At 69.6% G+C, this 22762-nt stretch carries 22 protein-coding genes; 15 read left to right on the forward strand and 7 right to left on the reverse strand.

Translation table 11 applies throughout. The annotated features are described in order from the left end of the window. Positions 1–756 (forward strand): hypothetical protein, encoded by a 756-nt coding sequence (locus Q0937_RS15730; protein ID WP_299305634.1) that lies wholly within the window; start codon positions 1–3, stop codon positions 754–756. A gap of 178 nt (positions 757–934) precedes the next feature. On the opposite strand, the gene Q0937_RS15735 is transcribed toward Q0937_RS15730, so the two are convergent. Continuing rightward, complete coding sequence (locus Q0937_RS15735) at positions 935–1447, reverse strand: inorganic diphosphatase (RefSeq protein WP_299305635.1); 513 nt, start codon at positions 1445–1447, stop codon at positions 935–937. 67 nt (positions 1448–1514) lie between these two features. Between Q0937_RS15735 and Q0937_RS15740 the strand changes: the two genes are divergently transcribed. The 14 genes from Q0937_RS15740 to Q0937_RS15810 all read left to right on the forward strand — a co-directional run bounded on the left by Q0937_RS15740 (position 1515) and on the right by Q0937_RS15810 (position 16222). After that, complete coding sequence (locus Q0937_RS15740) at positions 1515–2936, forward strand: D-alanyl-D-alanine carboxypeptidase/D-alanyl-D-alanine-endopeptidase (protein WP_299305637.1); 1422 nt, start codon at positions 1515–1517, stop codon at positions 2934–2936. Beyond that, complete coding sequence (gene tilS / locus Q0937_RS15745) at positions 2936–4030, forward strand: tRNA lysidine(34) synthetase TilS (protein WP_299305639.1); 1095 nt, start codon at positions 2936–2938, stop codon at positions 4028–4030. The genes Q0937_RS15740 and tilS overlap by 1 nt, the downstream gene beginning before the upstream one ends. Before the next feature lie 44 nt (positions 4031–4074). Further along, positions 4075–4629: a hypoxanthine phosphoribosyltransferase gene (hpt, locus tag Q0937_RS15750; RefSeq protein WP_299305641.1), complete on the forward strand. Its 555-nt coding sequence runs from the start codon at positions 4075–4077 to the stop codon at positions 4627–4629. A gap of 4 nt (positions 4630–4633) precedes the next feature. Further along, entirely contained in the window at positions 4634–6775 is a 2142-nt protein-coding gene (gene ftsH, locus Q0937_RS15755) for an ATP-dependent zinc metalloprotease FtsH (RefSeq protein ID WP_299305643.1), read from the forward strand. A 1-nt stretch (position 6776) separates the two neighbouring features. After that, on the forward strand, positions 6777–7343 hold the full coding sequence (gene folE / locus Q0937_RS15760; protein WP_299305645.1) for a GTP cyclohydrolase I FolE: 567 nt from the start codon (positions 6777–6779) through the stop codon (positions 7341–7343). A 5-nt stretch (positions 7344–7348) separates the two neighbouring features. Then, positions 7349–8206, forward strand: coding sequence for a dihydropteroate synthase (gene folP, locus Q0937_RS15765; protein WP_299305647.1), 858 nt, complete (start codon positions 7349–7351; stop codon positions 8204–8206). Continuing rightward, positions 8203–9120: a 2-amino-4-hydroxy-6-hydroxymethyldihydropteridine diphosphokinase gene (gene folK / locus Q0937_RS15770; protein ID WP_299305649.1), complete on the forward strand. Its 918-nt coding sequence runs from the start codon at positions 8203–8205 to the stop codon at positions 9118–9120. The genes folP and folK overlap by 4 nt, the downstream gene beginning before the upstream one ends. Continuing rightward, the gene (locus Q0937_RS15775; RefSeq protein WP_299305651.1) at positions 9117–9626 is read left to right on the forward strand and encodes a DUF3180 domain-containing protein; all 510 of its coding nucleotides are present in this window, start codon (positions 9117–9119) and stop codon (positions 9624–9626) included. The genes folK and Q0937_RS15775 overlap by 4 nt, the downstream gene beginning before the upstream one ends. Before the next feature lie 190 nt (positions 9627–9816). Next, entirely contained in the window at positions 9817–10422 is a 606-nt protein-coding gene (locus Q0937_RS15780) for a PH domain-containing protein (protein WP_299305652.1), read from the forward strand. A gap of 203 nt (positions 10423–10625) precedes the next feature. Then, entirely contained in the window at positions 10626–12203 is a 1578-nt protein-coding gene (locus Q0937_RS15785) for a PH domain-containing protein (RefSeq protein ID WP_299305654.1), read from the forward strand. Next, positions 12200–13102 (forward strand): Rossmann-like and DUF2520 domain-containing protein, encoded by a 903-nt coding sequence (locus Q0937_RS15790; protein WP_299305656.1) that lies wholly within the window; start codon positions 12200–12202, stop codon positions 13100–13102. Before Q0937_RS15785 ends, Q0937_RS15790 begins: the two co-directional genes overlap by 4 nt. Beyond that, complete coding sequence (panC, locus tag Q0937_RS15795; protein ID WP_299305658.1) at positions 13102–14037, forward strand: pantoate--beta-alanine ligase; 936 nt, start codon at positions 13102–13104, stop codon at positions 14035–14037. Before Q0937_RS15790 ends, panC begins: the two co-directional genes overlap by 1 nt. A gap of 43 nt (positions 14038–14080) precedes the next feature. Further along, entirely contained in the window at positions 14081–15589 is a 1509-nt protein-coding gene (lysS, locus tag Q0937_RS15800) for a lysine--tRNA ligase (RefSeq protein WP_299305660.1), read from the forward strand. Between the two features lie 300 nt (positions 15590–15889). Next, on the forward strand, positions 15890–16222 hold the full coding sequence (locus Q0937_RS15810; RefSeq protein WP_299305663.1) for an Lsr2 family protein: 333 nt from the start codon (positions 15890–15892) through the stop codon (positions 16220–16222). Positions 16223–16354: 132 nt separating this feature from the next. Here the strand turns inward: Q0937_RS15810 and Q0937_RS15815 are convergent, their stop codons facing one another. From Q0937_RS15815 to Q0937_RS15840, 6 genes are all read right to left on the reverse strand, one after another. Next, complete coding sequence (locus tag Q0937_RS15815; RefSeq protein WP_299305665.1) at positions 16355–17320, reverse strand: aldose 1-epimerase family protein; 966 nt, start codon at positions 17318–17320, stop codon at positions 16355–16357. Further along, the gene (locus Q0937_RS15820) at positions 17317–18138 is read right to left on the reverse strand and encodes an LUD domain-containing protein (RefSeq protein ID WP_299305666.1); all 822 of its coding nucleotides are present in this window, start codon (positions 18136–18138) and stop codon (positions 17317–17319) included. Before Q0937_RS15820 ends, Q0937_RS15815 begins: the two co-directional genes overlap by 4 nt. Continuing rightward, the gene (locus Q0937_RS15825; RefSeq protein ID WP_299305667.1) at positions 18135–19700 is read right to left on the reverse strand and encodes a LutB/LldF family L-lactate oxidation iron-sulfur protein; all 1566 of its coding nucleotides are present in this window, start codon (positions 19698–19700) and stop codon (positions 18135–18137) included. The genes Q0937_RS15820 and Q0937_RS15825 overlap by 4 nt, the downstream gene beginning before the upstream one ends. A gap of 61 nt (positions 19701–19761) precedes the next feature. Next, positions 19762–20547, reverse strand: coding sequence for a (Fe-S)-binding protein (locus Q0937_RS15830; protein ID WP_299305668.1), 786 nt, complete (start codon positions 20545–20547; stop codon positions 19762–19764). Positions 20548–20635: 88 nt separating this feature from the next. Beyond that, positions 20636–22120 carry a malate:quinone oxidoreductase gene (locus Q0937_RS15835; protein WP_299305670.1) on the reverse strand — a complete coding sequence of 495 codons (1485 nt, stop codon included), beginning with the start codon at positions 22118–22120 and terminating at the stop codon, positions 20636–20638. A gap of 158 nt (positions 22121–22278) precedes the next feature. Beyond that, complete coding sequence (locus Q0937_RS15840; RefSeq protein ID WP_299305672.1) at positions 22279–22521, reverse strand: DUF6458 family protein; 243 nt, start codon at positions 22519–22521, stop codon at positions 22279–22281. Positions 22522–22762: the final 241 nt, after the last annotated feature.

A 22762-nucleotide genomic window follows, 5' to 3' on the forward strand; every position in this document is an offset into this window, starting at 1 on the left:
GTGGCCCAGAGCGACCCGAACATCTCGCGCGAGGACCAGACCGGTCCGGCTGCGCTGCCCGCAGACGGCGAGCTCACCGAGCAGATCGATGAGCGCTGGCTGGCGGTGATCGATGCTGCGCTGAAGGTGCAGGCCCCGCTCGCGCACAGCTATGTGCACAAGCTTCGCCAGAAGCACCCGGAGGCGACCGATCGGCAGCTGCTCGAGCACGTCACCAGGCGCTTCACCACGCTGACCACCGCTGCCGGAGCGGGAATCGGCGGGGTCGCGGCACTTCCCGGGCTCGGCACCGCGGCGGCACTCGGCCTGACCGTCGGCGAGGGGGTCACCTTCGCGGAGGCATGTGCCTTCCTCACCCTCGCCGCGGCGGAGATCCATGGCGTCGACATGACCGACAAGAACACCCGCCGCCTGGTGCTGATGGGAGTGCTCGGCGGAGAACGCGGCACCGAGATCATCGCCAAGGCGATGGGCAAGCAGGGCCTGCAGTGGCACTCCGTGCTCAACGGCGGAGGGGGCTTCCTGCCGGGTCTGATCAGCAAGCAGGTCTCGCGCTACGTGCGCCGTCGGGTGGTGGCCAGGACCGGCAAGCTCTGGCTGGTGCGGCTGCTGCCCTTCGGCCTAGGAGCCGTCATCGGAGGGCTCGGCGCCCGTGCGGTGTCGAAGTCCGTCGTCGAGGCGATGCTCGAGATCTTCTCCCAGGAGCTGACCCTGCAGGGCGAGCTCGCTGGAGAGCCAGGTGCGCTGGACGCCTGAGCATCCCGGCGGCCCGCGCTCGTGAGCGTGCTCGGGCACGGAAAGCTGGTCCGCTGCCCACGAGCCCACGAGCCCACTGGGCGAGCAGCGGGACGGTGAAAGGAACGAGGGCCGATCCCGGTGGGGTCGGCCCTCGTCTCGATGGTGGTCCCGGGGGTGAGTCATCGCCCCCGGACGCTCACATCTCCTGCGTGAAGTCGTTCGCGTGCTCGGTGCCGACGGCGCGCCGGTAGGAGCGACGGATCTCCGCCTCCGCATCGCTGCGGCCCTCCCAGTGCGCACCCTCGACGCTCTTGCCCGGCTCGAGGTCCTTGTAGACCTCGAAGAAGTGCTGGATCTCCAGTCGGTGGAACTCACTGACGTCGGTCAGCTCCTGGCGGCGCACCTGACGCTGGTCGCCGACCGGCACCGCGATGATCTTGTCGTCGCCGCCGGCTTCATCGCGCATACGAAACATGCCGAGCGCCCGGCAGCGGATCAGGCAGCCGGGAAAGGTGGGCTCCTCGAGCAGCACCAGGCAGTCCAGCGGATCGTTGTCCTCGCCGAGGGTCCCCTCGATGAAGCCGTAGTCGTCCGGATAGCGAGTGGCGGTGAACAGCATCCGATCGAGCCTGATCCGGCCGTTGTGGTGGTCCACCTCGTACTTGTTGCGATTCCCGCGAGGGATCTCGATGGTCACGTCAAATTCCACGACAGCCGCTCCATTGCTCCGGCCCCGTGGGCCTCTGGTAATGACCCAGACACCATATCGTGGGGTCATGGCCCTGAGAGCATCGGAACGCATCTGGCGCACCACCGCGATCGTGATGTGCGCGGCAGTGCCCACGAGCTTCTATGTGCTCGGCGACCTCACCGACGCCTTCCCCGGTGTGCTCACCGTCGCCACCGTCGAGGAGGGGCCGGCATCCGGCCCGGGAGCGGTGGCGGAGGACTGGGAACGACTGACAGCTGGTGATCAGCTCCCGCCGATCGACCGGCCCGGTCCGCCGGTGGACCCAGCTGACCTCCAAGAACGCATGGCTGCCGGGGCGCAGCTGCCCGTGGTCGACGGGAGATTGGCTTTCAGCGTGGTCGACGCCGGGACCGGTGAGGTGCTCGCAGAGCGTGAGGCCGATGCCGCGCTCGTCCCCGCCTCGACGCTCAAGCTGCTCACCGCGGCTGCGGTGCTGCGCCAGTACGCCGGTGACGAGGTGCTCACCACCCGGGCCGCGGTGCAGGACGGTGTGGTGACCCTGATCGGGGGCGGTGACATGACTCTCAGCGAGGAGGAGCTCCGGAGCCTCGCGACCCGGACGGCCGAGCTGGCCACGAGCCAGGGCGCAGTCCAGGGCGCGGTGCAGGTCTCGGTGGTCCTCGATGACAGCTACCTGGTGGGCGGCACCAATGAGGCCTGGGGGAACAACGGCACCGCCGGCGGGTGGGTGACGCCCACCGCGAGCCTGGCGCTGGACGGAGGCTGGCTCGACGGGGAGCAGTACGGGCCGAAGTCCACAGATCCCGCCGGGGACGCCGCAAGGCGCTTCGCCGAGCTGCTGACCGGTGCCGGCCTCGCTGTGACCGGGGAGATCTCCGAGGGGAAGGCTCCCGAAGGTGCCCCGTCGGTCGAGATCCACTCCGAGCCGCTCGCCGAGATCGTGCGCCACACCCTGCTGATCTCCGACAACACGACCGCTGAGCTGCTGGCTCACCTGGTCGCGCTCTCCCGCGGGGAGGAGACCACGCCGGCCGGGGCCGCCGCCGCGGTCGAGGCCGAGATCCGGGAACTGGCGGCGGAGATCGGGGTGCCGGAGACCGACCTCGCCGCACTGGAGCTGCACGACGGCTCGGGGCTCTCGCGGCAGAACCGGGTGCCGCCCTCCCTGTTCTCCGCCGTGCTCGCCGAGGTCGCCTCCGGTGAGGTGCCGAGGCTCGAGCAGATCCTCTTCGATGTCCCGATCGCGGGCCTCTCCGGCACCCTCGCCGAGCGCTTCTCCGCCGTCGGCACCGAGGATGCGAGCGGCCTGGTGCGCGGCAAGACCGGCTATCTCGGCGGCGCCGCCACCCTGGCCGGGGTGGCCGTCCTGCCCGATGGCCGCACCGTCGGCTATTCGATCGTGGTGCACGGATTCGACGGGGCGGACGCCGACGCGGCTCGCGCCGCGGTGGACCACGTCGCCGCCGAGATGGTGCAGGTCGACTGATGGCCGGTCCTCCTGCCGTGATCGCCCGGGCTCGCACCGCCGTGCGCGCCTCGCTCACCGCACGCATCGAGCAACTCGCCGATGACACCGCCGTCGGTCATCTCGCCCCCCGTCTCCTGGTCGGGCTCAGCGGGGGAGCGGATTCCCTCGCCCTGCTGGCGACCACCGTCTGGGTGGGCTCTCGGATGGGGCTGGAGACTGAGGCGGTGATCGTGGACCACGGCGTGCAGGAGGGATCGGCGCAGGTCGCCGAACGAGCCCTGGTCCAGGCGCAGCAGCTCGGTGCCGAGGGACAGGTGCTGCGTGTGGAGGTCGATCTCGAGGCGCCCGGCGGGCTCGAGAATGCGGCGCGGATCGCCCGCCACTACGCACTGGAGTCTGCACGAGAGGAGCGCGGTGCGCTCGCCCTGCTGATGGCGCACACCCTCGACGACCAGGCCGAGCAGGTGCTGATGGGGCTCGCCCGGGGAGCCGGCCCCCGCGCGGTGGCGGGGATCCCGCGCACCCGGGGGGCTCTGCTGCGTCCCTTCCTGGGCACCGGACGTGACGAGCGCACGGCACTGCGCCGCGTCGACACCGAGGAGATCTGCCGCCTGCACGATCTCCAGTGGTGGGAGGACCCGATGAACACGGATCTCACGCTGCTGCGCTCGCGGGTGCGGCATCGAGCCCTCCCGCTGCTGCGGGAGATCCTCGGTGGGCAGATCGACGAGAACCTCGCCCGCACCGCGGACCTGGTGCGCCCCGATGTGGACCACCTCGACCGGGAGGCGCAGGCCCTGCTGCCCTCCCTGCGACGCGAGGGGGGAGAGCTGCGCGAGGACGGTGATCTGCTGCTGCTGGATGTGCACGCCCTGGCCGCCGCTCCCGCACCCCTGCGCACCCGGATCCTGCGGGACGCCTCACGTTCCGCTGACCGCGCAACACCCCAGGGCACTCCTGCGGGGTCGTCGAAGTCGCTGCTCCGGCGTCACGTGCTCGCGATCGACGCGCTGGTGGTCTCATGGCACGGTCAGGCAGCGGTGCCCGTTCCAGGTAGGATCGAGGTCGCTCGCCGCGACGGCCTGTTGGTGTGGCGCCGCCTCGATCCGTGATCGGCGGCGGACGCACCCCACCACGTTTCCTGGAGGAGATCCGCGTGCCCCAGACGCACCCCCACCCCGATGTCGACCGCGTGCTGCTGGACGAGCAGCAGATCCGCGAACGTCTCGCCGAGCTCGGTCAGCAGATCGCCGAGGACTACGCGGAGGAGCCGCCGGTCCTGGTGGGCGTCCTGCGCGGTGCGGTGATGGTGATGGCGGATCTCGCCCGCCAGATCGACCTCCAGGTCGAGATGGACTGGATGGCCGTCTCCTCCTACGGCTCAGGCACCAAGTCCTCCGGGGTGGTGCGCATCCTCAAGGACCTCTCCGGGGACATCACCGGGCGCAACGTCCTCATCGTCGAGGACATCATCGATTCCGGGCTCACCCTGAAGTGGCTGCTGTCCAATCTGCGCTCGCGAGGACCCAAGAGCGTCGAGATCGCGACGCTGCTGCGCAAGCCCGAGGCGGCTCGGGTGGAGATCGATGTGAAGTACGTCGGCTTCGACATCCCCAACGAGTTCGTCATCGGCTACGGGCTCGACTATGCCGAGAACTACCGCAACCTCCCCTACGTGGGCGTCCTCGCGCGCTCGGTCTACGAGGACTGATCCCATGGCAGATTCCCCCAAGTCCAAGAGCTCCGGCGGCAAGAAACGTCGCCCGTTCACGAGCGTGGCCCTGTGGATCATCGTCGCCCTGCTGCTGGGCATGGCGATGTTCTCCCTGTTCGGCCGGGACGGCTATCAGCAGATCGACACCCAGCAGGGGCTCGAGCTGCTGGCCGGCGGCACGGTCGAGCAGGCCAAGATCATCGACGGCAACCAGCAGCGGGTCGATCTGGTCCTCACCGAGGACTTCGTGGACGGCGAGGAGAACAAGGGCACCGAGGTGCGCTTCTCCTATGTCGAGCCGCGCGGCGAGGCCGTGGTGCAGGCCGTCGAGGACGCGGCACCGGCCAAGGGCTACACCGACGAGATCGCCAGCAGCTCCTGGTGGTCCACGCTCCTGCTCTCCTTCCTCCCGCTGCTGATCTTCATCGGCCTATTCTGGTTCCTGATCATGAACGCCCAGGGCGGTGGCAAGGCCATGCAGTTCGGCAAGTCCAAGGCCAAGCTGTTCAACAAGGAGGCCCCCAAGGTCACCTTCGCGGATGTCGCAGGTGCCGAGGAGGCCGTCGAGGAGCTCGACGAGATCAAGCAGTTCCTGGTCGATCCGGGTCGGTACCAGGCCGTCGGAGCGAAGATCCCCAAGGGCGTGCTGCTGTACGGCCCGCCCGGCACCGGCAAGACCCTGCTGGCCAAGGCCGTGGCCGGCGAGGCGAACGTGCCGTTCTACTCGATCTCCGGCTCGGACTTCGTGGAGATGTTCGTGGGCGTCGGCGCCAGCCGGGTGCGCGACCTGTTCACCACCGCCAAGGAGAACTCCCCGGCGATCATCTTCATCGACGAGATCGATGCCGTCGGCCGCCACCGCGGCGCCGGCATGGGCGGTGGCCATGACGAGCGCGAGCAGACCCTGAACCAGATGCTGGTGGAGATGGACGGGTTCGACGAGAACCAGAACGTCATCCTCATCGCCGCCACCAACCGGGTGGACATCCTGGACCCCGCACTGCTGCGCCCGGGCCGTTTCGACCGCCAGATCGCGGTCGAGGCCCCGGACCTCAAGGGCCGCCTGCACATCCTCGGCGTGCACTCCAAGGGCAAGCCGCTCGCCCACGACGTCGACCTCGAGCACGTCGCCAAGCGCACCATCGGCATGTCCGGTGCGGACCTCGCGAACGTCCTCAACGAGGCAGCGCTGCTCACCGCCCGCTCGGGCAACCAGATCATCGACAACCGCGCCCTGGATGAGGCGATCGACCGCGTCTCCATGGGGCCGCAGCGCTACTCGAAGGTGATGAGCGAGCGCGAACGGCAGATGACCGCGTATCACGAGGGCGGACACGCCCTGGTCGCGGCGGCGATGAACAACTCCGCACCCGTCACCAAGGTGACGATCCTGCCGCGTGGCCGCGCCGGCGGCTACACGATGGTGGTCCCCACCCAGGACCGTAACTACCAGTCCCGCAACGAGCTGCTCGACCGACTGGCCTACGCCCTCGGCGGCTACGCCGTGGAGGAGAGCATCTTCCACGACGTCACCACCGGCCCCAGCTCGGACCTCCAGAACGCGACCAAGATCGCCCGCACCATGGTGATGCAGCTGGGGATGAGCGATGCGGTGGGTCAGGTCGCCCTGGCCGGCGAGCAGGACGAGGTGTTCGTGGGGATGCAGCAGGGGCAGGCCCCCCGCTTCAGCGCCGAGACGGCGAGCCTCATCGACCAGGAGGTCCGGGCCCTGCTCGACACCGCTCTGGACGAAGCCTGGGCCGTGATCGTCGAGAACCGTCACGTGCTGGATCGCCTGGTGGAGGAGCTGCTCGAGCGCGAGACGCTCAACGAGCACGAGCTCGCCGAGATCTTCAAGGACGTGAAGAAGCAGCCGGCCCGTGAGGTCTGGGTCTCCAGCGCCGAGCGTCCCGCACTGGCCGCGCCGTCCGTGGGGGCGACGACCACCGCGACCGGGACCGAGGCCCACGACGCCGGGGAGCCCCTGCAGCCGGGTGCCCCTGAGCTGCCCCACCCCGGCGGCGACGGTCCGCAGATCCCGGGCGCCCCGCAGGGCGGTGCTCCCGGTGCCCCCGGCGATGGCGGAACCGGGTACGGCTATGGCAGCACCGACCATGGCGGCGCCGAGGGGACGGAGCGCTGAGATGACTGTGGATCAGCCCCGCATCGAGGCCGCGGTGCGGGAGATCCTCACCGCGATCGGTGAGGATCCGGACCGCGACGGACTGCTCGACACCCCGGGCCGCGTGGCGCGCATGTACGCAGAGGTCTTCGCGGGACTCGCGCAGGACGCCCGCGAGCCCCTCTCCACCACTTTCGACATCGAGCACCAGGAGCTCGTGCTGGTGCGTGACATCGCCTTCTACTCGATGTGCGAGCACCATCTGCTGCCCTTCCACGGCGCCGCCCACGTGGGATACATCCCCGGCGCCGGTGCGGTCACCGGCCTCAGCAAGCTCGCGCGGCTGGTGGACGTCTACGCCCGCCGGCCGCAGGTGCAGGAGCGGCTCACCTCTCAGGTCGCCGACGCGCTGATGGAGGAGCTCGGCGCCGACGGCGCGATCGTGGTCGTCGAGGCCGAGCACATGTGCATGTCGATGCGCGGAGTACGCGCGGCCGGCGCCCGCACCGTCACCAGTGCAGTGCGAGGAATGCTGCGCGACAGCCCCAGCACCCGTGGCGAGGCCATGGCCCTGATCAACAGGGCATGAGCGCGATGAGCAGCTCGCCCCGCCGTCCCGCCGGTCTGCCGGAGCGGCTCGACACCGACGACACCCTCGTGATGGGAGTCCTCAACGTCACCCCGGACTCCTTCTCCGACGGGGGCGCGCACGATGACGCCCCCGCCGCGATCTCCCACGGTCTCCGACTGGTCGGCCAGGGCGCGTCGATCGTCGATGTCGGTGGAGAGTCCACCCGTCCCGGCGCGCCGCGCGTGGACGAGGACGAAGAGCTGCGCCGGGTGCTCCCGGTGGTCACCGCGCTGGCGGCGAAGGACATCGTGGTCAGCGTCGATACCATGCGGGCCTCTGTCGCGGCGGCCAGCATCGAGGCGGGGGCATTGATCGTCAACGACGTCTCCGCCGGCCGGGCCGACGTGGACATGGGACCTGAGGTGGCCCGGCTCCGCACGCGCCTCGGCACCCCGCCGGTCTTCATCGCGATGCACTGGCGCGGACACAGCGATGTGATGAACGAGCTCGCCGTCTACCGCGATGTGGCCCGCGACAGCGCCGCCGAGCTCGCCGAGCGCCTCTCCGCCCTGCGCGAGGCGGGAGTGGAGGACCGCTTCCTGGTCGCCGACCCGGGCCTCGGATTCTCCAAGACGGGAGAGCAGAACTGGGAGGTGCTGGCCGACTGGCCGACGCTGAGCTCGCATGGGCTGCCGCTGCTGATCGGTGCCTCCCGGAAACGATTCGTGAGCGCCCTCGGGGTGGACCGTGACCTGGCGACCGCCGCCATCAGCGCCTACAGCGCAGAGCACGGCGCCTGGGCGGTCCGCGTGCATGACGTCGGCTCCTCGGTCGCCGCCGTGAGGGTGGGCGACCGCCTGCGTCGGAGCGTCCGACGATGACGGCCCAGCCCGTCCCGCCGCGCCCCGGCCCGGCGCGACTGGACCGCATCGAGGTGGCCGGGATCAAGGCCTGGGCCCACCACGGCGTGCTCGAGGAGGAGAAGCGACTGGGCCAGCAGTTCGAGGTCGATGTGACGCTCCACCTCGACACCGCGCCTGCGGGCGCCACCGATGCGCTCTCCCGCACCGTGAACTATGCCGAGGCCGCCGCAGCGGTGCACGAGGAGATGACCGGCGGCCCCTACGACCTGGTCGAGACGCTCGCCGGTCGCATCGCGCAGCGGATCCTCACTGACACCGGACACCCGCTGGTGCGGCGCGTCGGGATCCGGGTCCACAAACCTGCCGCGCCCGTCGGCCTCCCCGTCGGCTCCGTCACCGTGAGCATCGAGCGGGAGGCGCCGGCGATCTCGGCGGTGCTCGCCCTCGGCACCAACCTGGGGGAGCGGGAGCAGCACCTGCAGGATGCGCTCGCCCACCTCGCCGCGACCGACGGCATCGACGTGGCCTGGACCGGTCCGGTGCTCGAGACCGACGCTGTCGGCGGTCCCGCAGACCAGGGCAGCTTCCTGAACTCGGTGATCGGTGTGCGCACGACGCTGGGCCCCTTCGCGCTGCTCGAGGCCGCGCACCGGGCGGAGCACGCTGCGCATCGGGAACGCCTCGTGCGCTGGGGACCGCGGACCCTCGACGTGGACGTCATTACCTACGGCGACTGGGCGAGCGACGATCCGGAGCTGACGGTGCCGCACCCGCGGGCCCATGAGCGAGCCTTCGTGCTCGCCCCCTGGCACGCGGCCCGCCCGCAGGCGCAGCTGCCGGGACACGGCCCGCTCGAGGCCCTGCTGGCCCGCGCCACGGACCGAGGGGGACTGCGACCGGGGCCGGTCGTCGATGGGTTCGGACTCTCGTGAAGCCGCTCAACGTGCCGGTCCTGGTCCTGATCCTCGTGATCGGTGCGGGCTTCGGGGCGCAGATGCTCGAGGCCTTCGCCTCCCGCGGCCATTCCCTGCCGATCGCCGGCTGGCTGACCACCCTGGTCCTGCTGGCGCTCGCTGCGGTGCTGCTGGTGCACGGCCTGCCGCTGCGGCGCTACATGCTCGAGAGCCAGGAGCGCACGGAGCACCCCAGCTTCGCCCCTCGCCGCCACCAGATCGATCTTCCCACCGCCTACCGCACCGTGCTGCTCGCGCGGGCCTGCGCATACACCGGCACGGTGGTCGGCGGGATCTTCGCCGGGCAGGCGCTGTTCCTGCTCCTGACCGGAACCGGCGACCCCTTGCAGGGGATCCTGCCCACCGCCGCCGCGGCGATCGCAGGTATCGTGCTCGGGGTGCTGGGCGTGATCGTCGAGCACTGGGGCCAGCTGCCACCCGAGGACGGCGAGAGGTCGGCAGAGGGCGCCGGTGCCGGAGGCTGAGCTCTTGGTCTGCACACTTCGGCTGAGCTCTCCGGCTGAGCTCTTGGTCTGAACACTTCGGCTGAGCTCTCCGGCTGAGCTCTTCGTGCACGATCGAGGGTGGCTGCGCATGGGGCCCTCGACCTTCGACGGATCTTCTTCCCACCTCGGGAGGAGCGGGCCGGGGCTGCGGGATGACACGATGGTTCCCATGACCTCAGCGCCCGATCCCCACGAGCTCCCCGTCGTCCCTGCCGCACCGGCCGACGAGGCCCCGACGGCCGCTCCTGCCGACCCCGCGGTGCCCACCGGCACCCTCTCGGATGACCCCGCCGGCCTGCTCGGGGCGGCGATGCTGCGCCCCGTCTCCCCGAAGCTCATCCCTGCCCGCTATGTGGGCGGCATCGCGGGGAACATCTTCTGGCTGCTGCTGATCATCGCCGCGATCGTGGGCACCGTCCTGACGGGCTGGTGGTGGATCGCCGCCTGCGGCCTGCTGCCCCTGCTGATCATGCTCCAGAGCCTGCTGTTCACACCGCGCCGAGTGCGGGCGATCGGCTACCTGGACGGCGACGAGGAGCTCACGATCGCCAGCGGCATCATGTTCCGCTCCGTCCATACGATCCCGTATGGCCGCGTCCAGTCCGTGAAGATCGGCGAAGGCCCCGTCGAGCGGCGTTACGGTCTCGCGACCCTCACCGTCACCACCGCCGCCGGCGGCGGCACGGAGGCCCTGCCGGGGCTGCCGAAAGCCGAGGCGGAGCGCCTGCGGACCCTGCTCACCGACCGCGGCATCGAACTCATGGCGGCACTGTGAACGACTCAGCGTTCAGTCCTTCCAGCCCGACGGGCCCGACCCCTCCTGCGGGCCCAACCAGTCCTGCCGGTCCGACCAGTACTGCCGGTCCCACCAGCTCTGCGTTCGAGGGGAGCGCGTCGACGAGCGAGAACGCTCCGCTGGAGGCGACCGCGCCGGATCCCTCCACCCCGCGCCACCGCACCCACCCGATCACGCCGCTGGTGACAGGATGGAAGCTCGTGGTGGGCGTGATCGCGGTGATCGCTGCGCAGAACGTCGCACAGCTGCTCAACGAGTTCACGCTGCAGCGCTTCCTCATCGGGGCGGGGGTGCTGCTGGCAGCGACCCTCATCGCGATCGCCTTCTCGACCCTGAGCTGGTGGTTCACCACCTACGCGGTGGACGAGGAAGGTGTCTCCCTGCACACCGGCATGATCAGCCGCTCCCGTGAGTACGCGCCCCGAGCCCGGATCGAATCCGTCTCGGTCGAACGTCCGCTGCTGGCTCGGCTGCTGGGACTGGCGAAGGTGCGCGTCGAGGTCGCCGGCGGCGGCGAGTCCTATCTCGACATCGAATACATCAAGTCCGCTGCGGCGGAGCAGCTCCGCCGCGGGATCCTCGGCATCGCCGGCAGCTCCTCGCCGGAGACGACTGGCGAACGCGCCCTGGCGGGCGCCGAACGGTCCGAGGAGACCGGAACTGCTGGCAGCGCCGAGGTGCACCCGCAGAACGACGGCGGCACCGCAGCACCCGGGCGGTTCGAGCAGCTGCTCACCGACGGAGTGACCGACGGCGAACTGATCGCAGAGGTGCCCACCGAGCGGCTCGTCCGCTCCCTGCTGCGGGACATCGGCTTCCTCATCGGAGTGGTGATGAGCATCGTCGGCGCCGCCGTCGCGGTGGCGCTGGGGATCTGGCAGGACGGGCTCAACATCGCGATGTTCATCGCCCTGGCGCCTGCCGCGATCGCCGTCCCGAAGTACATCTTCGGCCGCATCGAATCCGGCTGGGGCTTCGTCTCCCGGATCACCGACCGCGGCCTGCGGATGCGGCGGGGCCTGGCCAACACTCGCACCGACAACATCGTCTCCGGGCGCATCCAGCGCATCGAGCTGCGCCGTCCGCTGCTCTGGCGGGGCCCCGGCTGGACCGCCGCCACCGCCACCGTCGCCGGCATCGATGACGACAGCGAGAACGGTGCCGAGAACGTGCTTCCCGTCGGCACCCGGGACGAGCTCCGTGCGACGCTCGGCCACCTCGCAGTGCCGCTCGGCACCGCGGATGATCTGGCTTTCATCGAGCACCTGCTCACCGTCCCGGCCCGCGAGATCGACGGGTTCCGCACGCGGGTGCGGATGTATTGGATCGCCCGCCGCACCGAGGTGACCGTGCTGCTGCCCGGCGCGCTGGTGAAGCGTGGGGGAGTGCTGACCCGGCACCTCGAGATCGTTCCCCGCGAGCGCGTCCAGCAGGTCTCCGTCGACGACGGCCCCCTGAACCGGAAGCTCGGAGTCCTCGACCTGCAGGTGGGGATCGCCGGAGAGACGGTCACGGTGAGCAACCTGGCCCGCGCGGAGGTGCTCGGTCTCCACAGCGTGCTCTCGCGCGATGCAGCCACGCTCCGCCGCTACCGGGACCGGCAGCACTGGCCGCAGCCCGCGCTGAGCCTTGCTGCGCCGGTCGGGTCTCCGCCTGTCGGGTCCGCGCCGGACGGGTCCGCGCCTTCCGGATCCGCGCCTTCTGGGCCCTCTTCGGCAGGGCAGCAGCCTCGCCCGGCCGAGCTCGAGGAGGAGCTGTGACACCGCCCCGCCTCGGCATCGGCGTGATCGGAGCCGGCCGGGTGGGCGCTGTGCTCGGTGCCGCGCTGCGGGCCGAAGGCCATGCGATCACCGGCGCCTACGCCGTCTCCGACGCCTCCCGCGAGAGAGCCGGCCAGCTCCTGCCCGGAGTTCCGCTGCTGGATGTCCCGGCGCTGGTCGAACGCAGCGAGATGCTGCTGCTGGCTGTTCCGGACGACCAGCTGGGACCGCTCGCCGCAGGTATCGCTGAGACCGGGATGATGCCGGGCGGCCAGCTCGTCATGCACACCTCGGGCCGCTACGGCACCGACGTGCTCGGCCCACTGGCAGAAGCCGGCAGCGCCACCCTCGCACTCCATCCGGCGATGACGTTCACCGGCACCCAGGCCGATCTCGCACGACTGATCGGCTGCCCGATGGGCATCACCGCCACCGCCGAGCTGCTGCCGGTCGCGGCCGCGCTGGCAGTCGAGCTCGGCGGCGAGGCGGTCGTGGTGGCAGAGGGGGATCGTCCGCTCTACCACGCAGCCCTCGCCCACGCCGGGAACCATCTGGTGGTGCTGGTCGACCAGGCGCGTGACGCGCTGTCCCGACTGGGGATCGAGGATCCTGGGGCATACCTGCGACCCCTGCTCGAGGCGGCGCTGGATGAATCCCTCCGTCACGGTGCCAAAGCACTGACCGGACCCGTGTTGCGTGGGGACGCGGGAACTGTCTCCGCTCACCTCGGGGCGCTGCGTGACCTCGATGCCACCGGAGCCCCAGGCGATCCCATGGACACCTCCGCCACCTATCGCGCCCTCGCCCTCGCGGCCCTGAGCCGTGCCAGACTCCCTGAGGACACCCGGACGCTGATCCGGGGACTGCTCGAGGACGATCCACAGCTGGAGGACGACTGATGACCCTGGACCCCGGCGCTCACGAGCCGCAGCACGTCGCCACTCCGTCCGACGACGCCTCACGGCTCAGCACCACACGGCTCAGCACCACACGGCTCAGCACCACACTGCTGAGCACCAAGGCGGAGCTGCGCACGCATCGCGCGGCGATGACGGGGACCGTCGCAGCAGTCTTCACGATGGGCTCCCTGCACGCCGGGCACCTGGCGCTGGTCGAGCGCGCTCGTGAGCTCGCCGATCATGTCATCCTCACCGACTTCGTCAACCCCCTCCAATTCGGCCCGGGCGAGGACTTCGAGGCCTATCCGCGCGACCTCGACGCGGACCTCGCCCTGGTCGACGGCTTGGTCGATGTGGTCTTCGCCCCGACGGTCCAGGAGATGTTCCCGGTGCTGCCGCCGACCGTCTCCGTGACGGCTGGACGAGCGGGCACGATCCTCGAGGGCGCAGCGCGTCCCGGGCACTTCGACGGCGTGGTGACGGTGGTGGCCAAGCTGCTGCAGCTCACCGCACCCGATCTGAGCGTGTTCGGTCGCAAGGACGCCCAGCAGCTCGCGATCATCCAGGCGCTGGTCGCCGACCTGGACCTGCCGGTGCGGATCGAGCCGGTCGAGATCCAGCGCGAGCCGACAGGGCTGGCCCGCTCCAGCCGCAACGCCTACCTCAGCGAGGCCGGTCGGACACAGGCGCTCGCGCTTTCGCGCACTCTCACGGCGGCGCTCGATGCTGCGCCATCGGTCGCCGGGATCCGGTCAGCTCTCGCGGAGGCCGTGGGTCGCGCCGAGATCGCGTGGGACTACGCGCTCGCGCTCGACCCCGGCACCCTCGAACCGATCGCTGAGGAGCACCGCGGCGAGGTGCTGGTGGCCCTCGCCGGGCGCGTCGAGGGCACCCGACTGCTCGATGCAGCTGTGGCAGAGGCGACAGCCCCCTGATCCAGCGGGCATTCCCAGCGGCGGTGATGAGACAATCGCCGTCATGAGCGAGAATTCCCCTGCCCTCGAGACGACGGATACCTCCGACCAGGTCGCGGTCCGTAAGTCCAAGCGGGAGCGCCTGCTGGCGCGCGGGGAGGAGCCCTATCCCGTCTCGGTGCCGGTGACCACCACCATCGCTGAGGTGCGCGCGCAGTACGGCCACCTCGAGGCCGGTGAGGAGACCCAGGACGTGGCCGGCGTCGCCGGGCGCGTCGTCTTCCAGCGCAACACCGGCAAGCTGGCCTTCATCACCCTCCAGGACGGTGCCGGAGCGCGACTGCAGATCATGGCCTCGCAGGCCGTCATCGGCGAGCAGCGGCTCGCGGACCTCAAGGCCGATGTCGACCTCGGCGACCACGTGTTCTTCGCGGGCCGGGTGGGAGCTTCCCGCCGCGGCGAGCTGAGCATCTTCGCCGAGTCGTGGCAGATGGCGGCCAAGGCCGTGCGCCCGCTCCCGGTGCTCCACTCCGGACTGTCCGAGGAATCCCGGGTGCGTCACCGGTATGTCGATCTGATCGTGCGCCAGGAGGCGCGTGACACGGTGCGTCAGCGCGCCGAGGTCATGCACTCCCTGCGCACCTCCTTCCGCGATCGCGACTACGTCGAGATCGAGACCCCGATGCTGCAGGTGATCCCTTCGGGCGCGGCGGCACGGCCATTCGTCACCCATATGAACGCCTTCGATCTCGATCTGTATCTGCGGATCGCCCCCGAGCTCTACCTCAAGCGCGCCGCCGTGGGCGGTCTCGAACGGGTTTTCGAGATCAACCGTAATTTCCGCAACGAGGGTGCAGATTCCACGCATTCTCCGGAGTTCGCGATGCTCGAGGCCTATCAGGCCTATGGAGATTACGACACCATCGGCGACCTCACCAGGACGCTCGTCCAGGAAGCCGCGGAGCGTGCGACCGGTTCACAGACCGTGACCCTCATCGACGGGTCGGAATACGACTTCTCCGGGGAATGGGCGCAGATCACGGTCTACGGTTCTCTCTCGGAATCCCTCGGGGAGGAGATCACCCCGGAGACCAGCACGCGGCGCCTGCGAGAGATCGCCCGTACCCTGGACCTGGATCTGGATCATCCGAAGTACGGCCACGGAAAGCTGGTCGAGGAGCTCTTCGAGCATCAGGTGGGCGACCACCTCTACGCGCCGACCTTCGTGCGCGATTTCCCGGTCGAGACCAGCCCGCTGGTGCGTGCGCACCGCTCGCAGCCGGGCGTGGTCGAGAAGTGGGATCTCTACGTGCGCGGGTTCGAGCTGGGCACCGGCTATTCGGAGCTGGTGGATCCCGTCATCCAGCGCGAGCGCTTCGCTCAGCAGGCCGAACTGGCAGCCCAGGGCGACGACGAGGCGATGCGCCTGGACGAGGACTTCCTCGAAGCCATGGAATACGCGCTGCCACCGACCGGTGGGATGGGCATGGGCATGGATCGATTGCTGATGGCCCTGACCGGCCTCGGGATCCGAGAGACCATCCTGTTCCCCCTCGTGAAGCCGGAGGCCTGAGATGGGCTCGGGATTCTGGTTCGAGGCCGGGGCGCTGCTCCCGTCGATAGGCGTGGGTTTACTGTTCTGGTTCACGATTCGGGCGATTATGCGGGCAGATCGCAGTGAGCGTGAGATCGAACGTCAGGTGGAACGAGAATACCGCGAACGTCGCGATCGGGATGAACAGAATCACTCCGCCTGATTGAAAGTCGGAATGACATTGATATCTGGCTCCTCGCGTCGGATACTTGGTGCTCACGACGAGCTCACCAGAGTTTGCTCGGAAGCATGAAGTCACCTCAACGAGGGAGAACCCCTATGGCACGGAAGACCTACGTGGAGCTCATCGACGATCTCACCGGCGACAAGGCCGCCGAGACGGTGAGCTTCGCCCTGGATGGCGTCGCTTACGAGATCGACCTCTCCGAGGACAACGCGAAGAAGTTCCGCGACGAAGTCGGCGGCTGGACGGAGAAGGCACGCCGCGTCGGCGGCCGTCGCGCGCGCGGCACCTCCTCCTCCGTGCGCAGCAGTGCGAACGACTCCGCGCGGATCCGCGAGTGGGCCCGTGAGGCCGGCTATGAGGTCCCCGACCGCGGCCGCATCTCCGGCACCATCCGCACGGCGTACGAAGAGGCGCACGGGGAGTGATCCCTGCTTCTCCGCGGTCGCGATGAGCGACCTCGGAACCCCTCAGCAGCATGCGGGCCCGTCACCTGTCGGTGACGGGCCCGCATGCTGCTGCTCAGGTGGAGGGTGCCTGCTGCAGGACCTCGAAGGAGCTCACCAGCCCCGCAGGGTCCAGGCCGCCGCGTGCTCGGCGCCGGGGTTGAGGCGCACCACGTCCGTGCCGCTGCGGAAGGCATCCGGGGGACAGGTCATCGGTTCGACCGCGAGCCCGCGCCGATCATTCTCGGGCTCCGGCCGGTCGCCGGTGTGCACCTGCAGCCAGGGGAGCTCAGGGCCCGCCGACAGCTCGACCCCGGTACCGCCCGGGGCGGTGACGGTGACAGTGAGCCGCCCCTGCGGATCCCGGCCGAGATCGGTGAAGGCATGGTCGATGAACAGCGGGCCGATCACCGTCGCACTGCGGAAGTCGAACTCCGACCCGGGAGTGATCGCCGCGGTGCCGGTGGGCAGCAGCCGATCCTCGGTGACGGTGAGCACGGTGCCGGCGTCGAACTGCAGGGACCACTCGTCGAGCGGTTCCGGACCGGCGACCAGGTAGGGGTGCGGGCAGACCCCGTACGGTGCGTCCTGTGCGCCGAGGTTGCGGGCGGTCACCGTGGTGGTCAGGCCTTCCTGAGGGTCCAGCGCATAGTGCACCGTCAGCAGCAGGTGGAAGGGATAACCGGAAGAGGGGAAGAGCTCGGTGCGCATCACCAGCTCGTCCTCGGAGACCGTCACCGGGATGAACGCCTGGAAGGACACCAGCCCATGGAGGGCGTTTCCCCGCTCGGGCTCGGTCAGAGCCGTCTGGATCTCCTGTCCGTCCCAGGTATAGAGGCCGTCACCGATCCGGTTGGGCCAGGGGGCCACGATCGCGCCGCGATAGAACTGCATCGGCCCGGTCTCAGGATTGCGGACCAGCAGATCGCGGCCACCGGTGGAGAGCGACTCGAGGGTCGCCCCGACCGCGGAGACCTCGGCGCGGTACGCCCCGGCCGCGATGGTGAACAGCTCGCCACGGTCTCGACGGTCTCCGCCGACGTTCAGCTCGAGGCCCTCGGTGGGGGTGGAATCGTTCATCGGGTCTTCTCCTGGTCCGTCACGGGCTGACCCGTGGGCTGGCTCTCGGGCTGGGTGCCGAGAGGGGTCTCGGGTGCGCTCTCGGTCGTGCTCTCGGTCGTGCTCTCCGGTGCCGAGTCCGGGGCGGGCTCGATGAGCACCACGTCGAGTCGTCGCGGACCGTGCACGCCCTCGACCCGTTCCAGCTCGATGTCGCTGGTGGCGCTCGGTCCCGAGATCATGGTCCAGGCCGCCCGGGCATCCTCGCCCATGCGTTGGATCGCCTTCGGGACGCCGAGCACCACCTGGGCGGCGTCCACCACGATCACGTGATGATCCGGCACCAGCGAGATCGCACGGCGGCCGCCCCGCTCATCACCGCGCAGCACGATCATGCCGGTGAGCGCGATCGCCGTGTGGCAGCCGGTCAGCACGGCGTCGACCGCGTCCAACTGGTGCGGATCGGCGCTGCCGTCGTCGACGATCAGCTCCGCGTGCACCGCCGAGGACCAGGCCACGGGCAGACCGGAAGGCACGACCACGGAGCGGGCGGTGCCGAGTGCTGCGGCGACAGCCGCAGGGACCTCGGCCGGGGTGGTCCGGTGGACGACTGCGGTGTAGTCCTCCAGCCGCTGGACCAGCATCGCGCGCACCTTCTCGGGCGCGGTGCGCAGCTCCTGCTTGTCGTCGGCCCGCTGATAGCTGCGCGGTACATCCTGGGCCTCGGTGACCTCATCGCGGCGCGGCGCGTCCAGTGCGGTGCGCAGCCGGGTGAGGATCTCGTCCTTCGCACTCATCCCCGCGGTGCGCTGGGGACGGGCGTCGGTCCACTCGGTCATGCCTGCTCCTCGCCGTCCGGCGCAGCATCGGGCTCGGTGGTGCCGTCGGCCGATGAGCGCTCCTTCTCGTGCTGGTCCCACCAGGAGCGGAAGGAGGCGCCGGGCTTGGGCAGGTCACGGTGATCGGTCCAGCCGGGGATCAGCGGGAGCACCCCGGGGAGCTTCCCGATGTTCTTCCCGCCCAGCACCGAGGTCAGGGGGCCCGCGGAGCGCACCGCGAGATCGTAGGCACGCGGGGAGGACATGAGCTTGCCCGCTCCCTTCAGCGCCATATCCCAGGTGCCGTGGAAGTCTCCGCGGGTCTCCCGGCGGCGGTCGACGTCCTTCGTCCGCAGGTGCACGAGGATCTCCGGGATGTTGATCTTCACCGGGCACACGTCGTAGCAGGCGCCGCACAGGCTCGAGGCGTACGGGAGCGTCGAGTTGGGATCGTCGCTCCCGCTCATCCCCGTCATCTGAGGGGAGAGGATCGCGCCGATCGGCCCCGGATAGGTCGAGCCGTAGGCATGGCCGCCGGTCCGGACGTAGACAGGGCACACGTTCAGGCAGGCCGAGCAGCGGATGCAGTGCAGGGCACTGCGCCCCTCGGGATCCTCGAGCACCGCGGAGCGGCCGTTGTCCAGCAGCACCAGGTGGAACTCCTCGGGCCCATCCCCCTCATGGACCCCGGTGAACATCGTGGTGTAGGGATTCATCCGCTCCCCCGTGGAGGAGCGGGGCAGCAGCTGGAGGAAGACCTCGAGGTCCTCGAAGGTCGGCACGATCTTCTCGATCCCCACCACGGAGATCAGCGTCTTCGGAAGGGTGAGGCACATGCGGCCGTTGCCTTCGGACTCGACCACCACCATCGTCCCGGTCTCCGCGACGGCGAAGTTCGCCCCGGAGATCGCCACCGAGCCGGGCATGTCCAGGAACTTCTCCCGCAGGAAGCGACGTGCCGCTTCGGCGAGCTCTGACGGCTCATCGGTGATCGACTCGTCGAGATCCGGCATCGAGGCCAGGAAGATCTCCCGGATCTCCTCGCGGTTGCGGTGGATCGCCGGCACCAGGATGTGGCTGGGCGTGTCATCGGCCAGCTGGACGATCAGCTCGGCGAGATCGGATTCGATCACCCGGATGCCGGCGTGGGCGAGCACCTCGTTCAGCCCGATCTCCTGGGTCGCCATCGACTTGACCTTCAGCACCTCGCGCGCGCCGCGCTCGAGAGCCAGGGCAGTGACGATCTCGCCGGCCTCCTCGGCATCACGGGCCCAGTGGACCACGCCGCCCGCAGCCGTCACGGAGGACTCGAGCTGCTCGAGAAGCTCGGGGAGATGGTCTGTGACCTGCCATTTCAGGGCGCTGCCAGCATTGCGGAGCTTCTGCCAGTCCCGCACCTCACGCACGGCTGAGGCACGCTTGGTCTGGATCGTGGAGGTGGCCCGGCGCAGGTTCTCGCGGAGTGTGGGATCGGCGAGTGCGTCCCGTGCCGCTTCCGGGAAGCCGCGCTCGCCCCGCAGGGTCGAGCTGGGGGAGGCGTGCTGGGGGCGGACCTGGGGGATGCCGAGGTGGACTGTGCTCACTCCGCCATCCCCTTCCGCTCGTTCCTCGCAGAGCGCCGACCGGCGATGGTGCTCATGGCGCTCATGCGGATCTCCCGAGGATGGTCTCCGAGGGCACGAAGGGGTCCTCCTTCGTCGAGGCGAGGATCTGCGCCAGGTGGATGGACTTCGGCGCGGCGCCGGTGCGGCGCAGCTTGCCGCCGATGTTCATCAGGCACGAGACGTCGCCGGCGACCACGAAGTCGGCACCACTGCGCACCACGTTGGCGGCCTTGTCGGTCACCATCGCATCGCTGGTCGCATCGTTCTTCACGGAGAAGGTGCCGCCGAAGCCGCAGCAGGTGTCGGACTCGGGGAGGTTCTTCACCTCGATGCCGTCCACAGCCCGCAGCAGCTTGAGCGGGCGGGGTCCCACCTTCAGGAACCGCATCGAGTGGCAGGTGGGGTGGTAGGTCACCGAGTGCGGGAAGTACGCGCCGACATCGGTCACCTTGAGCACATCCACCAGCAGCTCGGAGAGCTCGTAGGTCTTCGCCGAGACTGCTGCGGCACGCTCCTCCAGTTCGCTGTCGCCCTCATGGCGTGCCACCAGCTGATGCTGGTCGCGCACGCACCCGGCACAGGAGCCCGAGGGCATCACGATCGCATCGACCGTGTCGAGCGCAGGCTCGAAGGTGTCCACGAAGGAGCGCACCACCGGAGCCGCCTCCGTGTAGTAGCCGGAGTTGGTGTGCATCTGGCCGCAGCAGGTCTGGCGCTTGTCGAACACCACCTGGTGCCCGAGCCGCTCCAGCAGGATGACGGTCGCCCGGGCGACGTCCGGGGCCATCACATCCACCAGGCAGGTGGTCATCAGCGAGATGCGCATCCGTGGTCCTTCTTCCTCGGTCTTGCTCAGTCGTGCGCTCGGGGGCGGGGACGCGGCACGCAGGGGGGCCGGTCGCACCGGCGAGAGATCAGGCGTGGCGCAGCCCCAGAGCCTCGGCGGTGCGCGAGAGCGTGCGGTGCGCCTCCTCAGCGTCCGCGGAGAGCGATCGGCCCCAGCTGGGGACCATCTGGGTGAGCGTGGGGCGCCAGGCCTCGATGCGCTGCGGGAACATCTTCTCGAGCATGCCCAGCATGATGCTGGTGGCCGTCGACGCGCCGGGCGAGGCACCGAGCATGCCGCCGATCGAACCATCCGCCGCGGTGATGAGCTGGGTTCCGAACTGCAGCACCCCGTGCTTGGCCTTGTCGGGGGCGATCACCTGGACGCGCTGCCCGGCGGTGATCTCCTCCCAGTCGCCTTCCTGGGCGGCGGGCATGTACTCACGCAGAGCCTCGAAGCGCTGATGGTGGGTGGCGGCGAGCTGCGAGCCGAGGTAGACCATGAGATCGAGGTTCGGGGGAGCGACGGCCATCATCTGGGTGATGTTCGAGGGCTTCATCGACTCGAAGAGGTCCGTGTAGCTGCCGGTCTTGAGGAACTTCGGGGACCAGCCGGCGTACGGGCCGAACATCAGCGAACGCTGACCGTCCACGTAGCGGGTGTCGAGATGCGGGACGCTCATCGGTGGTGCACCCACCGCCGCCTTCCCGTAGACCTTCGCATCATGACGGGCGATGACCTCGGGATCGGTGCAGCGCAGCCACTGGCCGGAGATCGGGAAGCCGCCGAAGCCGCGGATCTCGTCGATCCCCGACTTCTGCAGCAGCGGCAGTGAATAGCCGCCCGCGCCGACGAACACGAACGGTGCGCGCACCACCCGGAGGGAGTCGTCCTCGGTGGAGCGCACCATGACGCCCCAGTCCTCACCCATGCGACGCATATCGACCACCTCGGAACCGGTCGAGACCGTGGTGCCGGTCCGAGAGGCGAAGCCGAGCATCTGGCGGGTCAGGGCCCCGAAGTCGACGTCGGTGCCGTCCGCGGAACGAGTGGCAGCGATGGTCTCGGTGACCGGCCGACCCTCGGAGACCAGCGGGGCCCACTCGGCCAGCTGCGCATGTTCAGTCGTGAACTCCATGCGGTCGAACAGAGGGTTCACGGCGAGCGCTTCATGGCGGCGGCGCAGGTAGTCCACGTTCTCCATCCCGTGCACGAAGCTCATGTGCGGGACGGTGTGGATGAACCGGGACGGATCGCCGATGCGGTCGTTCTCCACGAGGTGGGCCCAGAACTGTCGCGAGACCTGGAACTGCTCGTTGATGGAGATCGCCTTGGCGGGGCTGACCGAGCCGTCGACGTCCTGCGGGGTGTAGTTCAGCTCGCAGAGCGCGCTGTGGCCGGTGCCCGCGTTGTTCCAGGCGTCGCTCGACTCCGCACCCAGGGTGTGGAGCCGTTCGAGGACCACGATGTTCCAGCTCGGCTCGAGCTCGGTGAGCATCGCGGCGAGCGTCGCGCTGGCGATCCCTCCGCCGATCAGCACCGCATCGGCACGGGTCACGTCCAGGTCAGCCATTTCTCTCCGTTCGCAGTGCACGTCACACGCCTCGAGGCCGGTCGGCATGTCGCGTCGTGCAGCCCGGGGCGGTCGTGGCGTCCAGCGTATCCCGTGTCCGGACCGCTCTGCCGCCGCCTCAGCGCATGACGACAGGACGGCTTGACGAGCGGCGAGGCTCAGACCGTGGGCGGGGGATCCCGACGCTCGGAGGCCGTGTGACCCGGTGAGCTCTGGGTGTTCACCACGGTCTTGCGCGAGCGCAGCGACAGCAGCAGGCCCACGATGAACAGCACCGCGCCCGCCACCATCAGGATGGTGCCGAGCATCGTGGAGTCCACTCCGGGCAGATCGAACTCCAGGGCGAAGCGGGAGATGGCCCCCAGCACGAACAGGATGATGCCGCCGACGATGGCGCCCATGGTTGCTCCTTCAGACAGAGGGTGTGAGGTGCCTCATCGTACGTGGCGAGCGGTCATCGCCCGGATAGCTCGACCGTCAGGTCAGGCCTGCGTGTCGCGCCCCGGGATCCGGCGGTGGGATCGGACGGCGCGGCCTCGACGGTGTCCAGGAGCGACCACCTATCACGCCAGCGGCGAACAGGCGAGGAATCATCCTCGGATCCGCGTAGTCTCGATCCATCACACCACCGGACGGGGGAGA

Origin of the sequence: uncultured Brachybacterium sp. (assembly GCF_947500705.1) — a bacterium.
Lineage (GTDB): Bacteria > Actinomycetota > Actinomycetes > Actinomycetales > Dermabacteraceae > Brachybacterium.